Source organism: Salegentibacter sp. T436, from assembly GCF_001932675.1.
Taxonomy (GTDB): Bacteria; Bacteroidota; Bacteroidia; order Flavobacteriales; family Flavobacteriaceae; genus Salegentibacter; species Salegentibacter agarivorans.
In genome coordinates, this window is sequence record NZ_CP012872.1 from 3,824,835 (window position 1) to 3,848,319 (window position 23,485).

The window sequence follows — 23,485 nt, forward strand, 5'->3', positions numbered from 1 at the left end:
TATATGGCAAAGAAAGTTACCAGAAGCGATGAGAAAAAGTCAATTTTTGGATTAGAAGTAAACGGTCCCGTTTTCTTTATTTCATCCTTTATAATTATTGTAAGCATCGCTCTTACCCTCATTTTTGAAAAACAGGCAGAAACTATTTTTGCAGATATTCAAACCGCGGTTGCCAATAATGCCGACTGGTTTTTTATCATGTGTGTAAATATATTCCTGGTTTTCCTGGTCTACCTGGCCCTCGGGCAATTTGGGAATATGCGCATAGGTGGCCAAAATGCCAAACCCGAATTTAAAACCCTCTCATGGTTTGCCATGCTGTTTAGCGCAGGGATGGGAATTGGGCTGTTATTCTTTAGTGTGGGCGAACCTGTAATGCATTTTACAGCACCTCCAACCGGTGAACCAGGAACTGCAGCTGCCGCGCAGGAAGCTATGAATTTCACATTTTTACATTGGGGTTTTCACGCCTGGGGAGTGTATGCCTTAGTTGGCCTGGCACTTGCTTATTTCACCTACACTCGAGGTTTGCCACTAACTATACGTTCTATTTTTTATCCTTTCCTGGGAGATAAAATCTATGGAAAAATTGGAGATGCAATAGATATTTTTGCGGTTCTAGCTACTTTATTTGGCTTAGCTACATCGCTGGGGTTCGGGGTTCAGCAAATTGCCTCTGGTTTAGATCACGTTTTCAATATTCCCAGCGGAATTACTACACAAGTATTATTGATTGCTGGAATTACGCTTATTGCCACAATTTCAGTAGTTCTTGGGGTAGATAAAGGAGTTAAATTTCTTAGTGAATGGAATATGCGGGTTGCCTTGCTTTTGCTTGGCCTGGCTTTAGTGCTTGGTCCTACCGTTTTTATTTTTAGATCTTTTGTTGAAAATACCGGAAGTTATCTTTTCAATTTTATTGAAATTTCTACCTGGAGTGAAACTTTCACTAATAGCTCCTGGCAAAACGACTGGACTGTGTTTTACTGGGGCTGGTGGATTGGCTGGTCGCCATTTGTTGGGATGTTTATCGCCCGTATTTCTAAAGGACGAACCATTAGAGAATTTGTGTTAGGTGTATTATTAGTACCTTCTTTAGTAACTTTCTTCTGGCTTTCAGCCTTTGGTAGTGTTTCAATCCAGGAAGCGCTTGGTGGGGATATGAGTATAATAGACGCCGTTAACGATGATATTGCCACTGCCCTATTTGTTTTCTTTGAAGATTACCCGCTTTCTATGGTAATAAATGTAGTAGCAGTAATTTTAATTGCCGGCTTTTTTATTACCTCATCAGATTCTGGATCTTTGGTAATTGATAGTTTAACTTCTGGAGGAAAAATAGATGCACCAAAAGGTCAGCGAATCTTTTGGGCAGTTACCGAAGGAACTGTAGCCGCAGTTTTATTAATTGGTGGCGGGCTACAAGCGCTCCAAACCGCAACCATAGTTACGGGATTACCCTTTGCTGTTATTCTGCTTATTATGTGCTACTCTCTCTACAAAGGTTTAAAAGAAGACCTGGTAGAAATGCAGGATAAAAAAGAACAAAAGGAGATGGAAAATTATGAAGATATCGTGAATGATATTGTTAAGAAAAGAAACCTCGGGAAAAAAAATAACCAAAACTAAAAAACAGGCATTATGGAAAAATTCACCAACATTCTGGTTGCCTTAGACCTTTCAGACATTGATAATTCAGTTATAAAATATGCTTCATTCCTATCGGAGACGCTAAAGATTAAAAAAGTATATTTTGTTCATAATATTAAGAAATATGAGATTTCTTCGCTTTTTGATGAACAAATGAAAGATGTAAATCTTGATGAGATAATTGGCGACGAACTCAATGAAAAAGTAGAAACCCATTTTAATAGTAAGGCAGAATGGGAAGTTCTTATTTCGGAAGACCCTTATACCGAATCTTTGATAAATTATATCGCCAATAAATATTATATAGACCTGGTGATGGTTGGAAACAAGAACAGAAAAAAAGGAACCGGAATTGTAAGCAATAAATTGCTGCGTCTTTTAAAATGTGATATTCTCTCTGTTCCACGAGACTTTCATCCAGAAATAAAAACAATTTGGGCAGGAACCGATTTTTCCCGTGAATCCCGAAAAATATTTCCAATAGCTCAAATGCTTCAAAAGGCTACTTCGGCTCCTGTAACTGCCGCACATGTATATTCGGTACCGGTGCAATTTTCACCTTATGTTCCTAAAGAAGCAATGGCCCCGAAAATTGAAAAACACGCCAGGGAAAAAGGAGATAAATTTCTTATCAAATTAGATTACCAGGGCGAAGTGACTCCCTTAATTATTCCCGGCAGGGACGCCAGTGTGGCCAGCAATTTATTGGAATGTGCAAAGAAAAATAACGTTGATATTTTAATTGTGGCAGATAAAGGTGCGAATAATATTTCCAGCCTATTAGTGGGAAGTGTAACCGAAGAATTATTCGGGAAAAACCCCGAAGTACCGTTATGGATTTCTAAATAGTTCTAATAAAATTCGTCATCCTGTAACCTGGTTTAGGATGACGAATTTTTACGGATAGATTATAGAGAAAAGTTTTAAAAAATATCTCCAGAAATGGGTCTATTAAAGATCAACTTCCACCCAAACCGGCAGATGGTCTGAAGGGTACTTTAGGTCTTTGGAATCACTCAAAACGCCATATTTTTTAACTTCAATCTCATCTGAAGTAAAAATATAATCAATTCTTCGAGTTACGGATTCCTCAAAATTATAACCGTTATAAGTACCTTCTGGTCCAAAATCGAGTTTAGCCACCGCTTTAGAATCATTCATTTTTCGCATTAAAAATCTTATTCCGCCAGTATGGGGTTCCAGGTTTAGATCACCCATTAAAATCACCGGCAGATTTTCTTTATTTAATGCTGAAATTCTTTCCCAGATTAATTTTGCACTGTTCTCCCTAGCTTTTTCTCCAACGTGGTCAAAATGCGTATTAAAAACCCAAAATACTTTTCCCGATTTTTTCTCTTTGAATTTTGCATAAGTACAAATCCTTTCCATCGCAGCATCCCATCCTACCGAAATTTCAGCTGGAGTTTCCGAAAGCCAAAAAGTATCATTTTCCAGCATTTCAAACTCTTCAGCATTATAAAAAATAGCACTGAATTCACCGGCTTCTTTCCCATCGTCTCGCCCTACTCCAACATATTTGTAATTATCCATTTCGGCTTTGAAATGTTTTAACTGAATCGCCAAAGCTTCCTGAACTCCAAAAATCCCGGGTTCGTAAAACTTAATTTGTTTGGTTATATGGTTCTTGCGATTAGACCAGGAATTTTCACCATCATTTTCATTGGCATATTTAATATTGTAACTCATCAGTTCTACTTCCTGGCTAGAAAGAGTAGTTCCGGTAAAAATGAAAAGCAGTAAAACAAAGAAATTTCGGTTTATCATATTTCTGATTTTGGATAAAGTTCGGAAAAAAATTAAAAAAACAGGCCAATTTAATATTTTGATGATTTTTAACGAATAATTGAAGTTTTTTATTTTACTTTGTATTTCAAAGTACTTTATAATGGAAAATGAAAAGTATGTTCAAGACCTAAGCGACATCAAGCACATGATGAACCGCTCTTCTCGATTTATTTCCCTAAGCGGGCTCGCGGGAGTTTTTGCAGGTGGCTATGCAATTATTGGAGCTATAGTTGGAAAAGGTTTATTGGATGGGCATAATTCAGCCATAGATTCGCTGAGCCCGGCTTCAATGGACGCGAAAATATTGACGCAGTTATTTTTATTAGCTCTTGCTGTTCTTCTTCTGGCTATTGGTACGGCGGTTTTTCTAACCACCAGGAAAGCTAAAAAAACAAACGAAAAAAGCTGGGATAGCACCAGCAAACGATTACTTATCAATTTTTTTGCTCCTTTAACATCAGGTGGAATTTTCTGTTTAATCCTTTTGCAATATAATCTTATAGGACTTATAGCTCCCTCTATGCTTATTTTTTACGGGCTTGCCCTTATTCATGCCAGCAAATATACTTTTGGCGATCTTAGAAGTTTAGGGTATTCAAATTTAGTCCTGGGCCTTATTGCAACCCAGTTTTTGAGCTACGGATTATATTTTTGGGCAGTTGGTTTCGGATTTTTTCATATTGCCTACGGTATCTGGATGTACAATAAGTATGACAGAAAAAATGCTTAATGAAAAATATTATAAGTGATATAAATAAAGCTTTTGATCACCGGGTACGCCTGGGAATAATGAGTGTATTAATGGTAAATGAATATGCTGATTTTACAAGCCTAAAAGAACTCCTGGGAGTTACCGATGGTAATATTGCGAGCCATATTAAAGCCCTGGAAAAGAAAGGTTATGTAACGGTAGAAAAATCTTTTATAGACCGAAAACCAAATACACGCTACAGTGCCACTAAAACCGGCCGAAAGGATTTTCAGAAACATATAGACGCCATTGAAAACTTATTAAAGCAACAGAGGCAATAAGGATAAACCTATTTTTTTATCATTCAACTTTGAAATTCAAAGTACTTAAAATAACTATTAATCAAATTTATTATTATGAAAACTAACCGATTTTTAATTATCCTAATTATCGTGGGAGCACTTTTATTGATTCCCTTTATCGCGATGCAGTTTAGCAGTGAAGTGGTTTGGACTGTTTCAGATTTTATTATTATGGGAATTTTACTCCTGGTTACCGGGCTGGGAATTGACCTTGTGTTGAGAAAGGTTTCCAGCAGTAAAAACCGACTTATAATCGGTGGAATTATTCTTGCAGTATTTTTTATGATCTGGGCAGAACTTGCTGTTGGTGTTTTTGGAACTCCTTTTGCCGGAAGTTAAAAAAACTATCAGAACAATATTTTAAAATCGCTTAATGCAATATTTTGTAAATAAAAACTCTATAGTTCGCGAAATTTGGGGAAAGGGTGATACCATTCTCTTTATTTTCGCCGGGGCTTCGGCAGAGTTTGCGCTCAATAAAGCTGTAGACTGGCTTTATTATACCGGCCGTTTACCTCAAGATCCGCTTGGCAGGCTTTTCTCAACGGTTTCCTATGCCCGGGAAATAGTTTTTGCTGAAAAATCGTCGGCACTTAAGGCAATAGATCATATAAATTCTATTCACGCTTCGCTGGAAAATAAACGCGGAAAAAATATTCCAGACTGGGCTTACCGGGACGTGCTTTTTATGCTTATAGATTATTCTATCAGGTCTTTTGAAATCCTGGAACGCAAGCTAGAACTTTCTGAAAAAAAAGAAGTTTTTGATGTTTTTTTTAGGGTAGGTAAAAGAATGAATTTAAAATATCTACCAAAAAATTTCCACGAATTTGAAAAGATGCGGCAGGAACACCTGGAGCAAAACCTTAAGTATGGAGAATATACCAAAGACCTTTACCAACAGTACCGCAAACACCTGGGGTTAATGCGTTACAGGCTATTAATGGAAACACAAAGCCTTATTACTCCCGTTAGCGTTCGTAACTATTTAAATTTGCGTAAGTTTTCTTTCTTAAACCCGGTGATCCCTATTTATAAAATTAGCAGAATTATAAAAATAGACGGACTTCTTAAATCGCTGATCCTACCTTCAGAATATCAAGAAGAGATTAAATCCTTAGACATTCAAAATGCATATACCACACAAGAAAAAAGAAGAATCTAAAGAATAAAAATTGAGCATCTTCACACTTAACCGAAATCGCAGAAAAAACTATCTCATTGGCTTTTTCTCCCTGTTAATTACTGAAATTCTTATCGCCAGCTTTATAAAAGATGATTTTATAAGACCATACCTCGGGGATTTCCTGGTGGTAATAATGCTTTATTGTTTCCTAATGGGAATAAGCCGATTCTCCATTTATAAAAGCCTATTTATTGTTCTGATATTCTCCTTTATAATAGAATTTCTCCAGCTTATTGATATCGTAAAATTACTCCAATACCAGCCACCCAAACCTATAATGATAATACTTGGTAGCAGTTTTTCGGTTTGGGATTTGCTTGCTTACCTGTTAGGACTTTTAAGCTGTCTTATTTTAGAGATTATTATGAACAGATCCTATACTCCATCTACATAATTCTGTAAATAACTGAATTTTGGAGTTAACCTGCCATTTTGAGTCATCCGCGCTCGGGCTAAGACGCCATTTTTATCATTATTAAAGAAAGCCGGGATCACGTGTTCCATAAACATTTCGCCAAAACCTTCGCTGGCATCTTTGGGTAATTCGCAAGGCAAATTATCTACCGCCATAACCAGGATACTCTCTTTCTCACGGAAATCTACTTCGCTTTCAGTTGTAGGATCGTAACCGTAAAAAGGTTCAGCTATGGTGGAAGGCCTAATTGTACTGGCAATAGGCTCATTGATATCACAAGAAATATCTGCTATATATTTTATAGTAAAACCTTTAGACTTTGCATCTTCAGCAGTAAAAAATACTGGCGCTCCATCTCCATAAAAATGTCCCGATATAAAGAAATCACTGCATTTAGCGAAACGCAAAAAGTTAGAATCGTACTTGCCGGGTTCTTTAAAAAACTCTTTATGACTGCCCGCTGAGCCATCCTTCTTTTTATTATAATCAAGCACATCTATATTGCAATATACCGGCTCTTCTCCTTTAAATTCCAGAAAATCCTCCACGTCCAGTTCTCTGATCTTTAAATGATCTAAAATTTCTTTTGCGCCCCGGGCCACCTTTCCTGCGCCGGTTAGTAATATTTTAATTGGCGGAATTTTAATTTTATCGAGTTCTGCCAACATGGCATCAAGATCTGGCAGAGATTTTACTTTCGGTAAAGTATATAGATTTTCTTTTAAACCAATTCCTCTAAATCCATTGTAAGTTCCTACCAGACCTGCATATCGGCCGAAACCAATAAGCCTGTGATTTTTTTGATTAACTATTACCTCGTGGTCGTATAATTCGATATTATTTTTTAGAATTTCCCTAAGCAAATCGCGGTTATAAGGTTGCTTTTTAATGGTATGGGAAAAGAAAAAATATTTTTTATTCGGAATTAACGCCGGTAGTGGAACTTCTTTTACACCCAGTAAAACATCGCAATCTGAAACATCTTCAGTAACATCAAAACCGGCATCTCGATATTCCTGATCGGTAAAAATACGAATATTAGAACTTTGCACTTTAAAATTAGCTTTCGGAAACTTTTTTACGAGTTCTTTTAATTTATTAGGTGAAAAAACTACGCGACGGTCTGATGGCGTTTTTTCTTCTTTAATCAGTGCAAATTTTATCATTTATGGTATGGGTTTTGTACTTCTATGTGTGTAACTCAAAGGTATGAATTTAAAATTGTATCTTTGCATGCTCAGAGCAGCTAAAAACTGACTGGATTTCCGCCTTTGCGGAAATAACAATGTTCTTTATTTATGGGGTCGACTTGGTTTTGACAGCGAGTCTAATTGAGTTGTAAGCACGTCGAGCGCTGGGATATAGCTCGTAAATCTCATATTTCACACTTTTTTAAACGGCGAAGATAACTACGCCTTGGCTGCATAATCCGAATCACAGTAGGATTGCTTAGTCCCTGTAAGACAGGGAGCCAAGATGTCCCGCGAAGGCCTTGATTTACGGCATTCGCATTAGGGGCACCGATAAAGTAAATATAGGAACTGTAGGACCTTGATGCAGTTCTAAAATCTAATTGAGGATACGGAAGAAGTTAGGTAGTTTTCGGCCAGACTTTTTCCCGACAATTTAAGTGAAAACTAAACGTGTAGAAAGCATCTGAATTGCTTGTTTGGACGAGGGTTCGAACCCCTCCGACTCCACTAGATAGCCCCGTAAGATCAATGTTTACGGGGCTATTTATTTTAAGGTGACAAACGAGGTGACAAAATGACTTAGCTATATAGTAATATATGATGATTCAGGTTGTAGATATCAGATTCATGTTAAGTGACTTCTATTTGACTTTCTTCTTCTATTTCTATTATTTCTGGAACTTCAAAAATCATCGGACATTTGATTTTAATGCTTTCCCAGCAGCAATGGCCTCCCTGGTCCAAATTGATAAATAGCTCCCCACAGAAAAAATGCGGAAAATAAGGTTTGAGGTCTGCCCACTTCCCGGTTATTCGGGAAAAAACTGAACATATTCGTTTTCGTTTGCCAGTGGCCTATTTTTAAGCCACATTAATATGTAGCTGCTCAACGCTAAATATATAGATATACCGAGGAATAAATAAAATATCCAGGTTCTACTCTCTGGTTCAACTAACAACAAAGAAATACTTGCCGTCACGGCATTAATGAAAATGTTTGAATCTTTAGAAAAATGTGGTTGATCTACTAATGATAACGTTTAGTATATGCAAAGTAGGCGATTGCGGGCTTCAAACTTATCAAACCGAGATGAAGTTGAAGCGAGCTACAACCGTTGAATTTACTGCTATTTCGCCTATTTTGTATATACATTGTTAGCGGTTCGGGCTTTTTTTCTTCGGTCAGCAACATTTCTCGTCTTGTTGAATTGGTGGACATTTCTCGCTCCCATAACTGCAATAAACACAGCAGTCTCCTTGTTGTGGTTTCAATACAGTTTTGCAGTTTTCGCACTCGTAAAAGTATTGGCAAGCATCTGTCGGCATTGTTTCTTCTTTTTTGTGTCCGCAGTTGGGGCAAGTGATTGTTGATTGCAATTTTATTTCCATTTTATTTTTCCTTTTTGTCTCTTACTGAATATCCTGTTCCGTTAATTGCTGTTTCGATTTCGGCTATGTTAGTTTTTGAGTTGTCAAATTCAACGATTGCGTTTCCATTCTCGTATGAAGCAGTTGATTTGATTATTCCTGAAAGTTTGTTCACTTCGTGGTTTACGTGTTCTTCGCATCCTGCACAAGTCATTCCGCTGATAGTAAACTCAACGGTCTGTAAATTTGATTTGTCAACTACTATTACTTGTTTTTCTGTCTTAGGGTAGAAAATATGTGCATAGTAAGGAAAGGCAAGCATTACAATTGCGAATGCTGTAACAATTCCTAAAAACTTTTTACTCTGAATGAATTTTGGCTTTTCATCAGTTTCACAATCACAGTCTATTTCCTTTTTCGGTTTTAGTTTTTGATACCAAGCAAAACCAAGAACCAAAATTGTCAAACCAATTAAATACGGTCGGAAAGGTTCAAGCCACGAAAAAGAGGCAGCAAGTCCGCTTGTTCCTGCAATTAGTGCCAAAACTGGTGTAATACAGCATAGAGAAGCAGCGAATGCCGTTAAAATTCCTGCTCCGATTAGTTTATTGTCCTTTTTCATATTGTCTCCAAAATTTTGTTTTCGTCAAGTATTATGAAAAACGGTTCAAGCAAGTTTTTGTATTCGTTTGTCAGCGAATAGAAAATGGTCTGTGCTTGCCTTTCTGTTTCAATGAGTTTTCGGTCTTTGAGTTTTCGCAGGTGTTGAGAAACTGCCGAAATGGTCATTCCAAGAACATCACTCAGGTCGCAAACGCAAAGTTGTTTCTCTTCATAAAGCAGGAACAGGATTTTCAGTCTGACGTTGTTACCCGCCAATTCAAGTCCGTTCGATAAGTAGTCAAACGAGCCGTTGAGTTCTGCAACTCGGTCTTTACAACGGTTGATTTGTTTAATGTCCGCTTGTTGTCTTATGCAAGAATTGTTTTCCATAAACACAAAGATAGTCAACTTGTTTATTTAAGCAAATGCTAAAATACAATATTTTAAAAATAACCCGATTTGTTTCTCGGGTCGTTTTATTGCCTGACCGCTAACGTACTAATAAATGCAGTATTACATTTATATCTACTTTGTCTTTACCGGTAGCTAAGATAAAATTGAGAAATTTCCTTAAATCTCAATAATCGCCTCATTCTCCACATCATACCGGTAATTCACGATTTCTCCAGATATAAAAAGCTCTACTACCCTCTCTATAATAGGAAAGGGAACTACAAACCACTCCCTGGGGGAAATCCGTTGATTACCCTGACTTAAAATATCGATTTGAAGTTGAACATCTTTAAAAAAGCGGTGAATCAAGTTTTCAAATTTCTGCGTATTTAAATTCAAGCATTTAAAAGTTGCTACGATTTCCACATCGGCATTGAGATAGGTAGATTGATTCGCTGCGTTTACAGTTCTTCTTTTTACATCAACTGTAGAAAAACCGATTTTGTGAAGGTTATTTATAGAAGCAATTTCCGGATTTTTAGATTTTGAACGTAAAACATAAATCCAGCCACTTTCAACATCTTCTGGTTCTACTTGTGTGGCATTAACTGACAGTTCATTTTCTGCGGCTTCATCGGTTTCTGATACTACTCGTCCATTTATGGTTAAAAGCTTGCCTAAGGAACGGTAAAGCATATTGCTATATGTGCCATTATCAAATATTGTCCTGGTGCGACCGTTCATTCGCAACCTTTTCCCACCCATATTTTTTTCCTCTACCAACTCAATATTGGCCAGTTCCAGATAACAAAGTATGCCGTCCAGAATATAAAAGTGTTTTTCTTTCAGGTTTTTATCAGTATTTCTAAATTCTCTTAAGATTCTTTTTCCAGACTTTATTTCTTTATGCACCTGTTTAAAAAGGCTTTTGTAAGATTCAAATTCCTTATCGGTTAAAGGTTTTCTTTGCGCTACAAAATCAGATTCAGCGCGTTCTATATTCTTTGGTGTATGTTTAAAATCAAAGATCGATTCAGCTTCAGTATTAGGACTTAGAAGATCGAGTTCATCATCTTCAAAAATATCTGCAACAGACTTAGGGGGTTGCTTTTGAAATAAAAGATGATGCCTATCATATGGCTTTAAAATTTCTTTTTTGTTTTTGGATTCGCGAAACCCTTTTAGCCTAAGTTGTAAACGCATTTCAGATATTCCACCGCCTTGCTCCGGCTCTTTTCCATTGGCATCAATAAAACTATTGATTTCTTTAAAAGAATCAATTAGACGTTGATCTTCAGATTTAACTGAAGATTTACTCGATTTAGAATCCAAAATACCGAGATCATCGTCCTCCAATATATCTTCTATACTTAATTTCTTCTTAGACATTCTGTTTCTGTTTGCGTTTTAATTCCTTCAGGAAAATCACGGCTTCAGCCATTCTCTTTTCTTTAGGGTCTAAAGATTTTATATCAGGTTGATTACCAGTTTTCTGAACCCAATCTTTTATTTTAGGCCATAAAATGATAGCTTCTTCTTCGGTCATTGTAATTCTGGATGCATCAATGGTTTCCTGAATTGCCCTAAATACAGAAGCGGTAACCGATTTAGAAAGTATTTCAAAAGCTTTTTGGAACGGATTGATGCTGTCTATTAAATCTATGTGGATATCTTCTATATTCACAAAGCTATCGGCCATTTTAATAAATCGCTTATCGCCCTGTTCTTCAATCGTACCATTTTTGACAACAGAATCAACCACAATATGCTGCCGAACTTCTTCAACTTCTTCTTCGGTTAAATCAGGATAAGTTTCTCTGATAATTTTGGGAATTAAGACCTGATTGATTACTTCCGGCTCAACATTCCCTGGCATCGCCTTTATCATATCATCATCCTGTAATACTTTCGCTTTTAAGTCATTTAAATCAGACTCTATAATATTACTTACCTTTTGAGTAGAAGGCTCTTTAAAACCCCTTATATAAATATGGTTATCATCATCTTCCTTTGCTTCATTGATTTCATCATCATCGGAATCGTAATCTTTAGTGTCATCCTTTGTTTTGAACTTGAAATTAGGTGCAAGAACCTGCTCCATTAGTAGCGACGCAGTGATCGCTTTCAACATATTGTTCACCGATAACTTTACTTCATCATCAGCTGCATCAGGCTGGGCAATCAAATTGGTAAACTGTGCGTGATTTTTATTTTTACTGTCCCTTGTTGCCCGGCCAATAATCTGAATTATTTCAGTTAAAGAACCTCTATAACCTACCGTTAAAGCGTGTTCGCAGTAAGGCCAGTCAAAACCTTCTTTCGCCATTCCCAGGGCAATGATAATATCAATATCATTTTCGCTACCTATTCCCCTTAAATAATTTTGGATTTTATCCCGGTCTTTCTGATTATCATTTACCAGATCGGCTATTTTTAATGTTCTGCCCGTGTCTCTACTTTTTACATACAAAACACCGGTTACTGGATCTTGATAATCCAACTCTCCCAAGCTATCAATTATACGGTTTACTTCTTCGTATTTCTCCTTTTCCGATTCTCCGGAATTTACGCTGGGAATATGAATAATGGTTTTCTTATCCTCATCCAAAATTTCGTGAATTGCACCGGTATATTTTCCTCTGTAAAAATGATAACCAATACCTAAGGATTTAAGGTATTCGTAACCATTTAGCTGCTCATAGTAATCGTATTTAACCTTAATAAACTTTGCTTCATCTTCTGGAAGTAAAACTGGCACACTATCGCCCCTAAAATAAGATCCCGTCATAGCGACTATATGTGCATTAGATTTCACCATTATAGTACGCAATACTTCGCCAAGTCGATTAGTGGCATCTGCGGAGACGTGGTGAAATTCATCAATGGCCAGCAAAGTATCGTTTAAATCTTTTTCTTCAATGGCATCGAAAGCAAAACGCAAGGTGGCGTGGGTGCAGATAAGAATTTCTTCATCACTTTTTAAAAAATTTGTAAAAGCGTTTACCTTACTTTTTTCACCACCAGGAGTGCATAAATTATATATGGGATTAGGCTTCCAATCTTCAAAAAAACCATAAGATTTTAAGTCTGTAGTAGAAAAAGAATTTCCAATAGACCGTTCGGGTACTGCTACTATTACTTTTTTGATATCCTGGTTTCTCAGTTTATCCAACCCAATAAACATTAGAGCCCTTGATTTTCCTGAAGCCGGCGGTGCTTTAATTAATAAATACTGCGCGGTTCTGGCGTCATAAGCCCTAGCCTGCATTTCGCGCATTCCATATTCATTAGTTTTTTTACTCTTTCCGGTTTGTTTGTAGGTAACGTGGACTAAATCTGGCATAAGTTTTATTAAAGGTAATGGGTGAAATTAATAGGGCTGAGCAAAATAAATTTAAGCCAGGGCAAAATCATCTTCGCTTAAACTAAGCTTAGGATTATCTAATTTTCTGATGGAAGTCTTGATTTTGATTCTTTCTTTTTGAGGTAAAAATGTTGGCACCAGATCAGTTAACTCAATTTTTAAAAGTTGGCTTATTACTACCAAATCTTTTAATGAAAAAGGACTCACCCCATTCATCAATTCAGACATATACGATTTGCTTGTATGACCTAAAATTACTCCAAAGTCTTGTTGTGAAAGGTCTAATTCTTTCAGCTTACTTTTAATCAGCTTTTTCCTGTTATGGATAAAAACTCGTTCCTTTTCTGCCGTCTGTTCAGCCCAATCACTTTCTTTAAGTTTATCTTCTGTGATTTTAGCATCAGGTGACCAGGTTTTATTTTCATAGGCTTCAATAAGATCGCGAAGCTTTTTACGAACAGTTTTTAGTTTAGGGTTTTCTTTTACCATTACCCTTAACTTTCTATCCGCAATTAAAGCCCTTTCAAAATCCAATTCGTTTTGGATTTTACCTTTTTCAAGGAAACTATCTACATCAAATTGTGTTTTCATAACTATCTAGATTAAGTCCTTACTTTTTAACCAATTTGCAATGGCAATTTTATTATTTTTAAAAACCCGCTCATATTCCTGGTGATCTCCCACCCATATTATGGTAGCTTCATTGTCCTCAAATTCAATCAGAATCATTGTTCTATGAATTTCTATATTGAAAAAATAGAAACCTTCAGAATGAACGCAATCTGCGTCTTTGCGATCTTTCTTTAGCTCTTCCTGGTTCTGCCAGTTATAAGTTTCAAAATCTTTAATCAGCAAATCAATTTCTGAAGCTAAAGAAGCATTACCCCTTTTCTTCCTTTTGAGTTTTTCAAGTGCCTTTTTATTAATTAACCTCATTATAATCTAATTACAAAGATAACTAAAAGTTCTTAATTTTTCCGAACTTTTTTTGAATTGGTATTCTAAGAATATATTCCAGGACTTGTAAGAATTCCTGAAACGACGCTTGCAAGAACATCTGAACCAAAGCTCTTTAACTTACTGAACAAATGATTCCCATCCTTTTTATTAATAATTTCCTTAATTTCATTTAATTGATCTGGATTTAATACTTCTTCTAAAGTCCTTTGAATAGCATCAACGTTAATTTGATCAAAATGAAAAATGCCACTACCCTGTGCAAACTGACCAATTCGTTCTGCATTTATGGTAGTGTTATAAGTGTTATGCGAGATCTTATCTTCTTTAAACTGAAAATTCTCAATCGGGGTTTGAGTTGCAATTAATTCTTCGGAAAATTGATGAAAACGTTGAGTAGGTTTATAGGAATACTTTCTATGATTTTGGATAAGACCAAAAGCTTCAAGTTTATCAATAATAACAGATTCCTCTTCAGGAGTATCTTTGGTAGATGAAATTCTACCATTCGTTTTTAATGCTTTAAGAACTTTGGTCTGAGTGGTTTCCATATTTACTTTCTTTTGTTTGTAGTTTTCTTCTTCCCTTTTTCCATAAGCGTATTCTTATTGATCATTTTTTCATATTCCTTGAAAAGATATTCCAGACGTTCGGTATCATTTTCAAATGGTTTAAGACGGTAACAACGCTCTATGGCTTCATCCAATTCTTTATGAGCTCGGCGTAATCCAGCAGGCATTTTATCAGGATCATATAACTGTGCCATTGTTTTTTCCGGATGGTTCTCTCTTTCTTCCAATACCGAAAATACGTGTAGGTTTATACGCTCTTTGTCTTTTGCTGTTATTTCTGGGAATGGAAACGTATTATAAGTTAAATTAACGGAATAACTGTAATCATTTCTCATTTTGCCGCTTGTAATAGACATCCATACCGAGTGAAGTTTAGATGAAATTATCCCAAAAAGGTATGGTTCGGAATTATAAATAACAAAAGCCTGGTTACTAATAATAGTCCCTGATTCTAAAAAATCACAGGGCAAATATTTTCTTCGCCCAGAACTAGTTCTAGGAATAATTATACAATCAGTATCTTTGTACTTCCTATAAAAAAATCTATGTGGCACATCAGCTGCTTTTTTTGCGTCACGTCCTCCCTTTAATCTATAATTCCTACATTTATCGATTCTATCTTTAATGGAATCAATGGAATATGCTTCTTCCAAATCTTCATCATTAATCCATAAACAATACCTAGTAATTCCATTTAAAAAATCTCCTCCGCTAATAAATGGTTTAATAAACTTTTCAGATTTTGGATTCCCCTTTAAAAAGTCCACTCGTTCTTCTTCACTGACCATTAAAAATCCACCATCTATTCCACTACTGCCTAATACCATACTGGGAAAACTTGAAAGAGGTTCCTTTCTTTGGTACATAATGACGGAACGACCTGGTATCAAATAAGGGCTTATGTTGTTAACTTTATTTTTAATATTGTTCATATAAAGATTTTTACCAGCATCTTCTTTATTCCTGATACCAACAATGACTACTGTAACCCCAGCATTCCTCTTCGCATTATTACTCCAATTGAATGGTTGGTATGCAAAGAATATCTCTAAATCTTTATTAAAAATAAGTGGCCATAGAAGACTTACCTGCTCACCTTGACAGATAGAATTTGTGGATACAAAAGCAAATTTTGAATTCCCTTCCTTTATATAATTTGAAGCTTTAATAAACCAACAAGCGATATAGTCTAGACGTTTCACCTTACCTAAATTCTGAAAAATTAATTTCATATCCTCTTTTTGTTCAGCGTTCCAATTTCGAAACCCTAAATAAGGTGGATTTCCTAATAAATAGGTTTCATCTTCTTCTTTCTTGGGACAAACATCTTCCCAATTTATTCGTGTAGCGTTGCCGCGCGTAATATGACCTGAAGCTTTAAGCGGTAGAATAGGAAGAGCTTTCCCCATTTCTAACTCCTGTTCAAAATATTTATTCATTTGGTGCTCGGTTAACCAAAGTGAAAGCATTGCAATTTCGTGTGCAAAATCGTCTATTTCTATCCCGTAGAACTGGGTGAGTTTAATTTCAGAATAAATAAAACTTTGTTGTTTTTCTATTTCCAGAATTTCCTGCCAAATTTCAATCTCTAACTTTCGCATTTCTTTATATGCGATAATGAGAAAATTTCCACTCCCACAGGCAGGATCAAATATTTTAAGCTTACTGATACGGGTGATGAGTCTGCGAAGCTTTTTTGCATTTCCTTTAGCTTTCTCTAACTCCTCATACAGCCCATTTAAAAATAAAGGTTCAATAACCTTCTTAATATTAGGTACCGAAGTATAATGCATCCCTAAATTGCCACGTTCCCCAGGATGAACTACTGCCTGAATCATCGACCCAAAAATGTCAGGATTGATTTCTTTCCAATCAAGGTCGCCGCATTCTTCAATTATTCTACGTGCTTCACTATTAAATTTAGGCAGCACTATCTCATCTTTAAACAAACCACCATTTACATATGGGAATTCGCTAAGATATTTTGCCTCTTTGCTGTTGTCCTTTGTATTAAGTACTTTAAACAGCTTTTTTAGAAATAAATGAACGTCGCTACCATCCTTTTGCGTATGCTGCATCAAAGTGTTCGTAAACATTCCTTCTACCGGAAATATATCGGTGTCTTCAGCAAAAAAACAAAATAAAAGCCTGGAGAAAAACACATTCAGGTTATGTCCATAATCTTCAGCTACCTCTGGATTTTCAGTCACCAGTATATCATAAAGTTTAGCCATCCTATATGAAGCCTTTCGATCTGCTTCATTTTCATTTTTGGCAGCGTAGACTTCCTGGCCGGCCCAGGGTAAAAAGAAACTGAAATTTTTAGGTAAGTCTTTTAATGCAATATCCAGATTTTTACCTGTTCTCGTGTCTTTGGCTACTAATTCTTTATAATTAGTCACCACCACAAAACGGGGATTATGCTTTAAATTCTCTTCTTTAGATAAATCGTCGATAATCGCTAATAACTGGTCACTATCGGTTTCTTTAAAAAGTAATTTCTTCTTATACAGAATCTCGCCCTCATTCTTTGATAGGTTGAAATCACCTTTTTGTAAGCGGGTTATAGAGGTTTTGGAGATTCCGTACGCTCTTAATAAATCATATATAAAATTCTCACGATCAAAATTTTGGAATAGCGTTTTTACTTTTTCCTCGATTTCAGTTGACTTCATAAACGGGGTTGGATTTGGAGTCTAAAAATAGGGTTTTAAATTCAGATTAATAAAATGTATGGAGATTGTAATTTTTTCAACTTCCATTTATAAAACACCTCCAATTTGAAATTCCACCTGCTAAATAATTTACTAAGAATCATTAACTTACCGGTATTCAATTTCTTGCATTGGAGGTTTAGCGTCTAAACATAAATTAAAAGCTTATGGATATTAATAAAATTTTAGAAAATCTGAAAAATGAAAATACACCCATTGATATTGCAAATTATGCCACTAATTTGCTTTCCTATCATATCATAAATCACAATTATCTCCGGGCTATCTTAGAAGCCCAGGTAGAAATTCTGGTCAGGCTGAATGGTAATTCGGATATTGATGTTGATGAACATCTCAAAATTATTGAAGACAAGATTGATAAGGAATCAGACAAGGATTTTATTGAAGCAATGCAGCAGATTATAAGGAAAGATTGAAATAACCGCAGTATTAGCCTCTTTAGTTACTACAACGGAATTACTTCAACGGTCTGTTTCTTTTCCGGCGGGTTTTTCACTCGAATGTTTATTTTCTCATAGTTCCATACGTTGTCTTCTCGATTTGCACTTATATCCATAATTGCCTTCATTTTATTCCCTCTTATTCGAATAGAGGAATTGACAGTTTTATTGTCATTTGAATAATTAACGTGGCCTTCTAAAATTGCAAGCTTATCTATCGGCTCAATTTCTCCAAGCAATTCAGTAACTCTTTTATTCGATTTTGCTTTATCTAGGGCATTTTCGTAAAGCTCAGTATCAGCATATGACTGAGCATAATCTGTAGCAATGTCGCTAATTCCGGAAGATGAGAATAAATAAATAATTATGGCTAAAATAACAGCTATAGGAATTATCCATTTTAAATATTTCTTAATCATATTCATTATTTTGAAATTAAAATCTTGCCAGAAAATGTATAAGGCGGTGAATTTGTAGTCGTTGATTGTTTTTGCTCAGTTTAATTATTTCTGACGTTGCCATCTATTGCGGTTAAACCTCTTAAGTTCGTTTTCTCATTTAATTACTTGTAAAAGGAGATAATATTCCTGTAATGAAAGATGAACCAACTTCTGCAAGGGCAAGAATTAATATTACAATTAGTACAAATTTTTTCTTTGTTAGGTTTTTCATATTGATTATTCTTAATTTGAGAATTGATCGGATTAATGTTCTTTCCAGGTTTCTATTAATTCTTTACCGTTTTCACTGTCGGTTTTACCATCATTAAAAGCTAATATCATAACAATTGCCAGTACCAAAGTGAATATACCGACTATAATTTTATTCCTATTTTTCATTACAAGTGGTTTTATGAATTTTTATTATTGAGAACACACGGTCTCGGTTCGCCAATTGGCGGTGAAGCGTTATTGTAAATTGTTTTTATTCCTCTAAAATCCATTCTAGTAAATCTTCTTTGTTTACTATAGACCAGCTGTGAGGATGGCGTTCACCATTGGATCTGTAACCTTTATTCTCTGATGTTAAATATTCAACATTTTTATAATCCTGGTCTTTTAAAAATTCAGTCAATCTCTTTATGTGGAAAGCATTCATTTGCTCATATTCAACACCCATATTTTTCTTCCACCACTCTTTATCTGGTTCTGAATAAAACCTAAGTTTGGTGTTTTTAAGGTCTTCTATGTTCTGATAGTTTTTAGTTTCCCAAGTGAATACTGAAAAATCTTCGTAAGGCTTTATTTCTTCATTTGGATTTCCAAGTTGAGATTTGAAATAATTGTGGATAAAAGTACTTTCTCCAACGGAAGCTTCTGAGAAATTTCTTTTTATATTATCTTCTGTAATTCTATATAAAGCTGCAAGATCTATTGGGGAATCCACAACAAAAACTCCAGTTGGTTCTAAATTTAAATTAGAATTTTCTGTAAGATAATTCCCCATCAGAAGTGCAATACTTCCTCCGCTAGATAATCCTCCAATAACTATTTTCTTTTTAGGAAGGTCATTTGTTTCAAACAATACCTTTAGATTGTTTGCTAGATCAGCTTTCTGAGATTCTTCCAACCAAAGTTTTCTATTGAAATTCATGTATATAACTGCAATTTCTTCTTCTAAAGCTTTATCTGTTATAGGAAATTCATTTTCAATCATTTCTCCATTTTCTGGAAATCCACCAAATAGTATTAAAACAGCTTCAGTTTTATCTGGTTTATATAAGTTATAGCTTTCTGTCGAAATCGGATTATTTTCCCCTGGATTTACTTGAGCAATTCCTAAGTTAAGAGTTAACAAGAGTAAAGTTAAAATGGAGCTTTTGAGCAGATTTTTCATATAAAAATTGTTTACAGCGGTCTCGGTTCGCCAATTGGCGCAGTAAGAGACGCGGATTTGTCGGCTTAGTATTGGTTTGTGTGTCAAGTTAATTATTTTCTTTGAGTTATACATATAAGAGCCGTATATTAGCCCTTGTAAACATTGATTATGGATAAATTTAAAGGTAAAAATATCCTAGACTTTATGAAAGTCTTTCCGGATGATGGGTCATGTAGGGAATATTTGGCTAACTTGAAATGGCACGATGGATTTACTTGTCCAAAATGCGGTCATACTAAAGGATGCTTAAAAAAAGACCATAAGTATCATTGCTATGGTTGTGGAAAGGTAGAATCTTCAACGGCCGGAACACTTTTTCATAAGGTCAAGTTCGGGCTACGAAAAGCCTTTTGTATCGTTTTTGAGATGAGTACAACTAGCAAAAGCCTCTCCAGTATCCAAATGGGCGAACGTTATGGTATCCGCCAGGGCACAGCCTGGTATTTTATGCACAAAGTACGCTCGGCAATGGAAAGCAGCAAAAAACATCCTTTGAAAGGTTTGGTTCATGTCGATGAATTTATCATTGGCGGACAAGAAGAAAATGCTCCTGGCAGAAGCTACAACACCCGTAAAACCAAGGTTATAATAGCGGTGGAGCTTAATGAAGAACGCAAAGTTAAACGTGCCTACGCCAAGGTAATTGACGATTATTCCGCCAAGTCATTTACCCCATTGTTCGAACAGCATATATCTGAAGAAGCAAAGGTGGTTACCGACAAATGGCGAGGTTACAGCCCATTAAAGAAAAAGTATAATATCGAGCAGGTACCTAGTAATAAAGGAAAAAATTTCAAGGAACTTCATATTATAATCCACAAGATAAAGTCTTGGTTGAGGACAGTTCATGCGCCTATTTCAAAACAACATGTCAGAAGGTACCTGGATGAATATTCATACAGGTTGAATCGATCACAGTCAAAACAAACCATTTTTCACAATAATATAAAGAGAATGATACAAGGAAAACCACGGCTACATTCCCAAATTATTAATGGTAGCTAAATGTATAGCTCAATATTTTCTTTCTAACGCCGCCGCTTATTGGCGATGAACCGTCTTTGTTGGCGATAGTTAGATTTCCGATAGTTTTTTAATTTTAACTAACATTTCATTCAAACCTTGTTCCGTATGGTGTTGTCCTTCTTCGCTCGAAAATCCTTTCTGATGCCAAGTGAATTTTAGTGCGTTATCTTCTAACTTATCTATTTTATAAGTTATCAAAGAATAGTTTTCTGATTTATCTTCTAATCCAGAAAATCCGCTCCAGTAATTATATTTCAATAACTGATTTTCTTTCTTTTCAATTACATTTCCCTTGTCTAAATATTCTTGTCCATCATATTCCCCTTGAAATATTATCGGACTACCAACTTTCCAATCGGTTTTCACTTCAGTTCCGAACAAGTAGTTTTTAATTATTTTGGGATTAGTTAAAACATTCCAAACCTTCTCAGGGGTGGATTGTATTTTAATATTACTTGTAGCAATTAGGTCTTTTTTCATTAAAGTTTAGTTTTTACTTAATTCAATTAATTTTAAGATAGTTTTCCAGTTTCTGGTTGTAGCTCCCACTTTAAGTTTCTTCTCAAAAAAATTGTTGTTTAGTTTAGTTTCGTGATATTTTCCTTCACAAAATATAAAAACTTCTTTTTCATCAATTTTAAATTTATCCGGGTCGGAATGGTAGGATAGTACTTTTTCTAAATATTCGTTTTTAGGTTTCTCTTTTAAAAACGTCAAGTGTAATTGGTTTATATCAGCATTCTTATTAAAGAAGGGATTTTTACTAATAGAAGTTTCAAATTCGCTCGAATTTCTAACAATTACAGGTACAATAAATCCAAATTTTTCTGTTATAGCATTTTCAAGTAAATCTTCTAATTCAGTATTTTCTTTTTTAGAATTAAAAATTACATTTCCACTTTGTATGTAGGTTTTTATTTGTTCCAATCCCAATTCTTCACATAAGGCTTTTAAATCAGCCATTAATATTTTTCTTTTTCCACCTACATTTATTCCTCTTAAAATTGCAATTTTTGTATTCATTTGGATCTTGATTCTAATTATCGTCAACGGCAGTCTGTCTAAAAACCTCTTAGTTTCTGCCAATTATGGACTAAAATAAGGTTTTTTAGGGAAGGTTTTTTAAATGATCGGTAAAATGTATTCTGCTATATCAACATGCCTCTTAGTCCTTAAAATCGATCTATGGCTGCATAACCAGGTGGTAAAATAGCTGTGAATAGTCTTCAGGAGTTTGTCCCAGTCTTTTTCACCTATTAGGTTCAAGATGCGCTTGAGATTGTAGGCAATAAAGATGAAGCCAACATCTGCAGAAGCACGTTTTTTGCCTTTTTTGGAAAGGATATGGTCAAAGCCCCATTGCCTTTTCATAGTCCCAAAGGGGTGTTCCACGATGGCCTGCCTTTGCCGATACAATTGAGGATCGGCCTCCATATTCCTTCGGTTTTCTTCATAAACAGCCGTAAATATATTCCTGGCAAGGATCCTTCCGTTTATGGCCGTGGTACAAAACTCCCGCACCGGGCATCCCTTGCAGGCTTTTGTTTTATACTGTTTGAATTTCGACTCATTAGATTTTCCCCTGTGGTTGGTGTAATAGTTCCCATTGGTTTTTAGTAAATGCTGCTCCGGACATGTATAATGATCTTCTTGCTGGTCATAAATAAAATTTTGAATATTGTATTTAGGATCTGGTGCATTGGAGGCGGGGGCCGGAATAGCCACCAGGGTTTTAATCTTTAGCTTTTGCGCAATTTCCAGTTCAGACCCTGTATCGTAGCCTTTATCAAAGAGTGCGGTAAAATCGGTGCTTCCCAGGATGGCCTTTGCTCTTCGGATCATCGCCCCCATAGCTTTGGAGTCATTGCGATTGGTCACCTCGTAATCAATGGGGATGCAATGCTCGGCATCAACGGTGGACTGGACATTGTAAGCTACCTCCGTAATATTATTGCGTAGGACCATATGCCGGCTCTCGGGATCGGAAGTAGAGATCTGCTCTTCTTTGGTTTGATCCAACTGGTTCTGTAACCTGTGGTAATTATTCTTTCGTTTGTTGTGCTTATCCATCTCTTTATGGATGCTTTCTTTAGCTAAAGTACCATCGGCATTTTCCAGGGCCTTGTTATATTCCTGAAGTTTATTCTCGATATACTGAAGGTGGCGGTCGATCTTCTTTTTATTGAAATTGTTCTTTTTGCTATTCTGGGCCCTTAGCTTGGTACTATCCCCTGCAATAAGCTTTCCCCCAATAAGGTTGAAGTTTTTGGCCAGCACCACCGTAGCTCGGAACACCTTTTTTATGGCCTCGGAATTATCTTTTCTAAAATTGGCAATGGTATTGTGGTCTGGGGAAAGTTGCCCTAGAAGCCACATCAGTTCAATATTGCGCTTGCACTCACGCTCCAACATCCTTGAAGAGCGAAGCCGGTTCATATACCCATAGATGAATAACTTGAGCAATACCCCTGGATGATAGGCTGGACGTCCCCCTTCGGGAAAATGTACCCGAAAACCCATATGCTCAAGGTCCAGGCTATCCACAAAAATATCTACGGCCCTGACCTCGTTTTCCTGTTCGATGGTATCATCTAATGACACCGGGAACAGCGAGGATTGTTTGCGATCTTTTCCTTTTATAAATCTCATAGCATGAAGATACTGCAAAAGCTCAATCGTTGATAAAACCAGAATGATAAGAAATCAACAAAGTTATTAAGAGTCAGTAGGTTATTAGACAGTCTGACGGTTACGGTTATCGCAAGTTGCGGGAGTAGGGACGCGTACTTGTCGGATTAACTATTTTCTTTCCTGGTTTCTAAAATTACACTTTTTCGGCAATACCC

At 35.9% G+C, this 23,485-nt stretch carries 26 protein-coding genes and 1 other RNA gene; 10 read left to right on the plus strand and 17 right to left on the minus strand.

The window, feature by feature from the left end; translation table 11 throughout:
* Positions 1-3 precede the first annotated feature (3 nt).
* Together AO058_RS17090 and AO058_RS17095 are read left to right on the plus strand one after the other, a co-directional pair.
* The gene (locus AO058_RS17090) at positions 4-1,629 is read left to right on the plus strand and encodes a BCCT family transporter (protein WP_075327638.1); all 1,626 of its coding nucleotides are present in this window, start codon (positions 4-6) and stop codon (positions 1,627-1,629) included.
* A gap of 12 nt (positions 1,630-1,641) precedes the next feature.
* Positions 1,642-2,499 (plus strand): universal stress protein, encoded by an 858-nt coding sequence (locus AO058_RS17095; protein WP_075327639.1) that lies wholly within the window; start codon positions 1,642-1,644, stop codon positions 2,497-2,499.
* A gap of 102 nt (positions 2,500-2,601) precedes the next feature.
* Here AO058_RS17095 and AO058_RS17100 read toward each other — a convergent pair whose 3' ends face one another.
* A complete protein-coding gene (locus AO058_RS17100) occupies positions 2,602-3,435 on the minus strand; it encodes an endonuclease/exonuclease/phosphatase family protein (RefSeq protein WP_075327640.1) in 834 nt (277 codons plus the stop codon).
* 121 nt (positions 3,436-3,556) lie between these two features.
* Here AO058_RS17100 and AO058_RS17105 point away from each other — a divergent pair, with 121 nt between their 5' ends.
* The 5 genes from AO058_RS17105 to AO058_RS17125 all read left to right on the plus strand — a co-directional run bounded on the left by AO058_RS17105 (position 3,557) and on the right by AO058_RS17125 (position 6,089).
* Positions 3,557-4,186 (plus strand): hypothetical protein, encoded by a 630-nt coding sequence (locus AO058_RS17105; RefSeq protein ID WP_075327641.1) that lies wholly within the window; start codon positions 3,557-3,559, stop codon positions 4,184-4,186.
* Positions 4,186-4,488 (plus strand): winged helix-turn-helix domain-containing protein, encoded by a 303-nt coding sequence (locus AO058_RS17110; RefSeq protein ID WP_075327642.1) that lies wholly within the window; start codon positions 4,186-4,188, stop codon positions 4,486-4,488. The genes AO058_RS17105 and AO058_RS17110 overlap by 1 nt, the downstream gene beginning before the upstream one ends.
* Positions 4,489-4,563: 75 nt before the next feature.
* Positions 4,564-4,848, plus strand: coding sequence for a hypothetical protein (locus AO058_RS17115; RefSeq protein ID WP_075327643.1), 285 nt, complete (start codon positions 4,564-4,566; stop codon positions 4,846-4,848).
* A gap of 34 nt (positions 4,849-4,882) precedes the next feature.
* Positions 4,883-5,674, plus strand: a complete 792-nt coding sequence (locus AO058_RS17120; RefSeq protein WP_075327644.1) for an oxygenase MpaB family protein — start codon at positions 4,883-4,885, stop codon at positions 5,672-5,674.
* A 10-nt stretch (positions 5,675-5,684) separates the two neighbouring features.
* Positions 5,685-6,089, plus strand: a complete 405-nt coding sequence (locus AO058_RS17125; protein ID WP_232228864.1) for a ribosomal maturation YjgA family protein — start codon at positions 5,685-5,687, stop codon at positions 6,087-6,089.
* Here the strand turns inward: AO058_RS17125 and AO058_RS17130 are convergent.
* Positions 6,071-7,276, minus strand: a complete 1,206-nt coding sequence (locus tag AO058_RS17130) for an NAD(P)-dependent oxidoreductase (RefSeq protein ID WP_075327645.1) — start codon at positions 7,274-7,276, stop codon at positions 6,071-6,073. The genes AO058_RS17125 and AO058_RS17130 overlap by 19 nt on opposite strands.
* Before the next feature lie 134 nt (positions 7,277-7,410).
* On the opposite strand from AO058_RS17130, the gene ssrA reads away from it, so the two are divergent.
* Positions 7,411-7,813, plus strand: a transfer-messenger RNA (tmRNA) gene (gene ssrA / locus AO058_RS17135).
* A gap of 672 nt (positions 7,814-8,485) precedes the next feature.
* Here ssrA and AO058_RS18795 read toward each other — a convergent pair.
* The 9 genes from AO058_RS18795 to AO058_RS17180 form a co-directional block, all read right to left on the minus strand.
* A complete protein-coding gene (locus tag AO058_RS18795; protein WP_008992943.1) occupies positions 8,486-8,692 on the minus strand; it encodes a GDCCVxC domain-containing (seleno)protein in 207 nt (68 codons plus the stop codon).
* A 1-nt stretch (position 8,693) separates the two neighbouring features.
* Positions 8,694-9,293 carry a mercuric transport protein MerTP gene (merTP, locus tag AO058_RS17145; protein ID WP_008992944.1) on the minus strand — a complete coding sequence of 200 codons (600 nt, stop codon included), beginning with the start codon at positions 9,291-9,293 and terminating at the stop codon, positions 8,694-8,696.
* Positions 9,290-9,664, minus strand: a complete 375-nt coding sequence (locus AO058_RS17150) for an ArsR/SmtB family transcription factor (RefSeq protein WP_008992945.1) — start codon at positions 9,662-9,664, stop codon at positions 9,290-9,292. The genes merTP and AO058_RS17150 overlap by 4 nt, the downstream gene beginning before the upstream one ends.
* Positions 9,665-9,844: 180 nt before the next feature.
* Complete coding sequence (locus tag AO058_RS17155) at positions 9,845-11,056, minus strand: GIY-YIG nuclease family protein (protein ID WP_075327646.1); 1,212 nt, start codon at positions 11,054-11,056, stop codon at positions 9,845-9,847.
* Positions 11,049-13,010 carry a DEAD/DEAH box helicase gene (locus tag AO058_RS17160; protein ID WP_075327647.1) on the minus strand — a complete coding sequence of 654 codons (1,962 nt, stop codon included), beginning with the start codon at positions 13,008-13,010 and terminating at the stop codon, positions 11,049-11,051. The genes AO058_RS17155 and AO058_RS17160 overlap by 8 nt, the downstream gene beginning before the upstream one ends.
* Positions 13,011-13,061: 51 nt before the next feature.
* Positions 13,062-13,622, minus strand: coding sequence for a helix-turn-helix domain-containing protein (locus tag AO058_RS17165; protein WP_075327648.1), 561 nt, complete (start codon positions 13,620-13,622; stop codon positions 13,062-13,064).
* Positions 13,623-13,628: 6 nt separating this feature from the next.
* Positions 13,629-13,967 (minus strand): type II toxin-antitoxin system HigB family toxin, encoded by a 339-nt coding sequence (locus tag AO058_RS17170; RefSeq protein WP_075327649.1) that lies wholly within the window; start codon positions 13,965-13,967, stop codon positions 13,629-13,631.
* Between the two features lie 65 nt (positions 13,968-14,032).
* On the minus strand, positions 14,033-14,539 hold the full coding sequence (locus AO058_RS17175; protein WP_075327650.1) for a hypothetical protein: 507 nt from the start codon (positions 14,537-14,539) through the stop codon (positions 14,033-14,035).
* A gap of 2 nt (positions 14,540-14,541) precedes the next feature.
* Positions 14,542-17,235, minus strand: coding sequence for a class I SAM-dependent DNA methyltransferase (locus AO058_RS17180; RefSeq protein ID WP_075327651.1), 2,694 nt, complete (start codon positions 17,233-17,235; stop codon positions 14,542-14,544).
* Positions 17,236-17,441: 206 nt separating this feature from the next.
* On the opposite strand from AO058_RS17180, the gene AO058_RS17185 reads away from it, so the two are divergent.
* On the plus strand, positions 17,442-17,711 hold the full coding sequence (locus AO058_RS17185; protein WP_075327652.1) for a hypothetical protein: 270 nt from the start codon (positions 17,442-17,444) through the stop codon (positions 17,709-17,711).
* Positions 17,712-17,740: 29 nt separating this feature from the next.
* Here AO058_RS17185 and AO058_RS17190 read toward each other — a convergent pair whose 3' ends face one another.
* The 3 genes from AO058_RS17190 to AO058_RS17195 form a co-directional block, all read right to left on the minus strand.
* Positions 17,741-18,154, minus strand: coding sequence for a cytochrome c oxidase assembly factor Coa1 family protein (locus AO058_RS17190; protein WP_232228865.1), 414 nt, complete (start codon positions 18,152-18,154; stop codon positions 17,741-17,743).
* Between the two features lie 285 nt (positions 18,155-18,439).
* Complete coding sequence (locus tag AO058_RS18850; RefSeq protein ID WP_257787183.1) at positions 18,440-18,574, minus strand: hypothetical protein; 135 nt, start codon at positions 18,572-18,574, stop codon at positions 18,440-18,442.
* Positions 18,575-18,659: 85 nt separating this feature from the next.
* Positions 18,660-19,571, minus strand: a complete 912-nt coding sequence (locus AO058_RS17195; protein ID WP_075327654.1) for a hypothetical protein — start codon at positions 19,569-19,571, stop codon at positions 18,660-18,662.
* Positions 19,572-19,721: 150 nt separating this feature from the next.
* On the opposite strand from AO058_RS17195, the gene AO058_RS17200 reads away from it, so the two are divergent.
* Entirely contained in the window at positions 19,722-20,618 is an 897-nt protein-coding gene (locus AO058_RS17200; RefSeq protein ID WP_057481168.1) for an IS1595 family transposase, read from the plus strand.
* Between the two features lie 69 nt (positions 20,619-20,687).
* On the opposite strand, the gene AO058_RS17205 is transcribed toward AO058_RS17200, so the two are convergent.
* From AO058_RS17205 to AO058_RS17215, 3 genes are all read right to left on the minus strand, one after another.
* Positions 20,688-21,119, minus strand: coding sequence for an SRPBCC domain-containing protein (locus AO058_RS17205; protein ID WP_075327655.1), 432 nt, complete (start codon positions 21,117-21,119; stop codon positions 20,688-20,690).
* Positions 21,120-21,125: 6 nt separating this feature from the next.
* On the minus strand, positions 21,126-21,662 hold the full coding sequence (locus AO058_RS17210; protein ID WP_075327656.1) for a DUF1697 domain-containing protein: 537 nt from the start codon (positions 21,660-21,662) through the stop codon (positions 21,126-21,128).
* A gap of 99 nt (positions 21,663-21,761) precedes the next feature.
* Positions 21,762-23,288: an IS1182 family transposase gene (locus tag AO058_RS17215; RefSeq protein ID WP_075327657.1), complete on the minus strand. Its 1,527-nt coding sequence runs from the start codon at positions 23,286-23,288 to the stop codon at positions 21,762-21,764.
* Between the last annotated feature and the right edge of the window lie 197 nt (positions 23,289-23,485).

Coding starts and splice junctions, on each gene's coding strand:
- AO058_RS17090 (WP_075327638.1), top strand. CDS start 4: ATGGCAAAGAAAGTTACCAGAAGCGATGAGAAAAAGTCAATTTTTGGA.
- AO058_RS17095 (WP_075327639.1), top strand. CDS start 1,642: ATGGAAAAATTCACCAACATTCTGGTTGCCTTAGACCTTTCAGACATT.
- AO058_RS17100 (WP_075327640.1), bottom strand. CDS start 3,435: ATGATAAACCGAAATTTCTTTGTTTTACTGCTTTTCATTTTTACCGGA.
- AO058_RS17105 (WP_075327641.1), top strand. CDS start 3,557: ATGGAAAATGAAAAGTATGTTCAAGACCTAAGCGACATCAAGCACATG.
- AO058_RS17110 (WP_075327642.1), top strand. CDS start 4,186: ATGAAAAATATTATAAGTGATATAAATAAAGCTTTTGATCACCGGGTA.
- AO058_RS17115 (WP_075327643.1), top strand. CDS start 4,564: ATGAAAACTAACCGATTTTTAATTATCCTAATTATCGTGGGAGCACTT.
- AO058_RS17120 (WP_075327644.1), top strand. CDS start 4,883: ATGCAATATTTTGTAAATAAAAACTCTATAGTTCGCGAAATTTGGGGA.
- AO058_RS17130 (WP_075327645.1), bottom strand. CDS start 7,276: ATGATAAAATTTGCACTGATTAAAGAAGAAAAAACGCCATCAGACCGT.
- AO058_RS18795 (WP_008992943.1), bottom strand. CDS start 8,692: ATGGAAATAAAATTGCAATCAACAATCACTTGCCCCAACTGCGGACAC.
- merTP (WP_008992944.1), bottom strand. CDS start 9,293: ATGAAAAAGGACAATAAACTAATCGGAGCAGGAATTTTAACGGCATTC.
- AO058_RS17150 (WP_008992945.1), bottom strand. CDS start 9,664: ATGGAAAACAATTCTTGCATAAGACAACAAGCGGACATTAAACAAATC.
- AO058_RS17155 (WP_075327646.1), bottom strand. CDS start 11,056: ATGTCTAAGAAGAAATTAAGTATAGAAGATATATTGGAGGACGATGAT.
- AO058_RS17160 (WP_075327647.1), bottom strand. CDS start 13,010: ATGCCAGATTTAGTCCACGTTACCTACAAACAAACCGGAAAGAGTAAA.
- AO058_RS17165 (WP_075327648.1), bottom strand. CDS start 13,622: ATGAAAACACAATTTGATGTAGATAGTTTCCTTGAAAAAGGTAAAATC.
- AO058_RS17170 (WP_075327649.1), bottom strand. CDS start 13,967: ATGAGGTTAATTAATAAAAAGGCACTTGAAAAACTCAAAAGGAAGAAA.
- AO058_RS17175 (WP_075327650.1), bottom strand. CDS start 14,539: ATGGAAACCACTCAGACCAAAGTTCTTAAAGCATTAAAAACGAATGGT.
- AO058_RS17180 (WP_075327651.1), bottom strand. CDS start 17,235: ATGAAGTCAACTGAAATCGAGGAAAAAGTAAAAACGCTATTCCAAAAT.
- AO058_RS17185 (WP_075327652.1), top strand. CDS start 17,442: ATGGATATTAATAAAATTTTAGAAAATCTGAAAAATGAAAATACACCC.
- AO058_RS17190 (WP_232228865.1), bottom strand. CDS start 18,154: ATGATTAAGAAATATTTAAAATGGATAATTCCTATAGCTGTTATTTTA.
- AO058_RS18850 (WP_257787183.1), bottom strand. CDS start 18,574: ATGAAAAATAGGAATAAAATTATAGTCGGTATATTCACTTTGGTACTG.
- AO058_RS17195 (WP_075327654.1), bottom strand. CDS start 19,571: ATGAAAAATCTGCTCAAAAGCTCCATTTTAACTTTACTCTTGTTAACT.
- AO058_RS17200 (WP_057481168.1), top strand. CDS start 19,722: ATGGATAAATTTAAAGGTAAAAATATCCTAGACTTTATGAAAGTCTTT.
- AO058_RS17205 (WP_075327655.1), bottom strand. CDS start 21,119: ATGAAAAAAGACCTAATTGCTACAAGTAATATTAAAATACAATCCACC.
- AO058_RS17210 (WP_075327656.1), bottom strand. CDS start 21,662: ATGAATACAAAAATTGCAATTTTAAGAGGAATAAATGTAGGTGGAAAA.
- AO058_RS17215 (WP_075327657.1), bottom strand. CDS start 23,288: ATGAGATTTATAAAAGGAAAAGATCGCAAACAATCCTCGCTGTTCCCG.